Raw genomic sequence first — 2463 nt, 5'->3', positions numbered from 1 at the left:
GGTTCTACATCCGCAACTCGGGGGCGGCGTTCTCGATCGGCGAGAACGTCACCTGGGTGTTCACAATCATCATGGCGGCCGTGTCTGTCGCGATCCTGCTGCAGCTGCGCAAGCTCGGTTCGCTCTGGTGGGCCCTGGCGCTGGGACTGCTGCTCGGCGGCGCACTCGGGAACCTGACGGACCGGCTGTTCCGCGAGCCGTCCTTCGCGATGGGCCATGTGGTGGACTTCATCCAGCTGCCAAACTTCGCGATCTTCAACATCGCCGACTCCGCCGTCGTCTCCGCCGTCGTGATCATCTGCCTGCTCACGCTCCGCGGAATCTCCCTGGACGGCTCGCGCCATACGAAGGATACGGTGGCTAACGATGTCTGACACTGCCTCAGGAAACGCCGCTGATATGGCGGCCGATATGGCCGCCGAAGCCGGCACCGCACCCGCCGGGCACCACCGCTTCACCGTCACGGAGGACCTCGCCGGTTCCCGTGTGGACGCCGGACTGGCCCGGCTGATGGACATCTCCCGCTCGCAGGCCGCAGTCCTGATCGCCGAAGGCAACGTCACCAGCAACGCAGGGAAGGTCGGAAAGTCCCTCAAACTCACCCTGGGCACCGTGCTTGAGGTCGTGGTGCCGGACCGCAGGGACCCCCTGGAAATCGTGGAGGAAGTAGTGGACGACCTGTTGATCCTGCTGGACGATGACGAATTTGTGGTCATCGACAAACCGGTCGGTGTCGCCGCCCACCCTTCGCCCGGCTGGGTGGGACCCACGGTGGTGGGTGGCCTCGCCGGGCTCGGCTACCGGATTTCGACGTCGGGCGCCCCGGAGCGCGCCGGCATCGTCCATCGGCTCGATGTCGGCACTTCCGGTGTCATGGTGGTGGCCAAGACCGAAAATGCCTACACCGTGCTCAAGCGCGCATTCAAGGAGCGCACCGTGGACAAGGTCTACCACGCCGTCGTCCAGGGCCTTCCCGATCCGCTGGCGGGCACCATCGACGCGCCCATCGGCCGGCACCCGGGCCATGACTGGCGGTTTGCCGTGACCGAGGACGGCCGTGATTCGGTGACGCACTATGAGGTCCTGGAGGCTTTCGGGAAGGCCTCACTCGTGGAGGTGCACCTCGAAACGGGCCGCACCCACCAGATCCGCGTGCATTTCTCGGCCCTGCGCCACCCCTGCGCCGGTGACCTCACCTACGGCGCGGACCCGAGGCTGGCCGCCACCCTCGGGCTGACCCGGCAGTGGCTGCACGCCCGGGAACTGTCCTTCGACCACCCGCGGACAGGGGAGCGGGTTACCGTCGCCAGCGAGTACCCGCAGGACCTGCAGTACGCGCTGACGGTCCTGGAGTCCGGAAACGCCTGAGCCGCACGGCACGGGCGGCCTGAATCCACGGGGTTCTGCCGGGCCGCCCGTTGCCGCCGTTCGGTGCCCACCGCCGTGGCTGCACGCCGCCGTCGTGGCACGGCACTAGAATGGTGCGGTGACTTCCAGCAACGACTCGTTTGTCCATCTCCACAACCACACCGAGTACTCGATGCTGGACGGTGCCGCCCGGCTCGGTGAGCTGTTCGACGAAACCGAACGGCTCGGCATGCCGGCCCTCGCCACGACGGACCACGGCTACCTGTTCGGCGCCTTCGACTTCTGGAAGCGCGCAACAGACCAAGGCATCAGACCCATCATCGGCGTCGAAGCCTATGTGACTCCCGGGACCGCCCGCACGGACAAGACCCGTGTGCGCTGGGGCGAGGAGCACCAGCGCAAGGACGACATTTCCGGCGGCGGCTCGTACACGCACATGACCCTGCTCAGCTACAACAACGTGGGCATGCGGAACCTTTTCCGGGCCTCCTCGATCGCCTCGCTGGACTCGGTCTTCGGCAAATGGCCCCGGCTGGACCGTGAGCTGCTGAACACCTACTCGGAAGGGCTCATCGCCACCACCGGCTGCCCGTCCGGCGAGGTCCAGACCCGGCTGCGGCTCGGCCAGTACCGCGAAGCCCTGGAGGCCGCGGCGGAGTTCCGCGACATCTTCGGGGCGGAGAACTACTTCTGTGAGCTCATGGACCACGGCCTGGACATCGAGCGGCGCGTCACCGGTGACCTCCTGCGCCTGGCCAAGGACCTGAACCTGCCGCTGGTGGCGACCAACGACCTGCACTACACGCACGAGCATGACGCCAAGGCGCATGAGGCCCTGCTGGCCATCCAGTCCGGTTCCACCCTCCTGGAGCCGACCTACGACAACGGCGGCTCGCGCTTCGCCTTCTCCGGCAGCGGCTACTACCTGAAGTCACCGCAGGAAATGCGCGAACTGTTCCGCGACCACCCCGAGGCGTGCGACAACACGCTCCTGATCGCCGAACGCTGCGAAGTTTCCTTCAACACCGGCGCCAACTATATGCCCCGGTTCCCCTGCCCGGAGGGGGAGGACGAAACGTCGTGGCTGGTCAAGGA

The 2463-nt window shown here is 66.7% G+C and carries 3 protein-coding genes; all 3 read left to right on the top strand.

The genetic code is table 11. The features are described 5' to 3' along the window. A partial coding sequence (locus LQV45_RS25790; RefSeq protein ID WP_230009486.1) for a signal peptidase II occupies positions 1–374 on the top strand: 374 nt, incomplete at its 5' end. A 25-nt stretch (positions 375–399) separates the two neighbouring features. After that, positions 400–1368, top strand: coding sequence for an RluA family pseudouridine synthase (locus LQV45_RS25785; protein ID WP_028275872.1), 969 nt, complete (start codon positions 400–402; stop codon positions 1366–1368). A gap of 118 nt (positions 1369–1486) precedes the next feature. Further along, positions 1487–2463: PHP domain-containing protein (locus LQV45_RS25780; protein WP_230009484.1), on the top strand; the 977-nt coding region annotated here is incomplete at its 3' end.

Source organism: Microbacterium sp. Bi128, from assembly GCF_918698205.1.
Note: the sequence above shows the minus strand (reverse complement) of the source record. Positions and strands in the feature narration are given on the sequence as shown.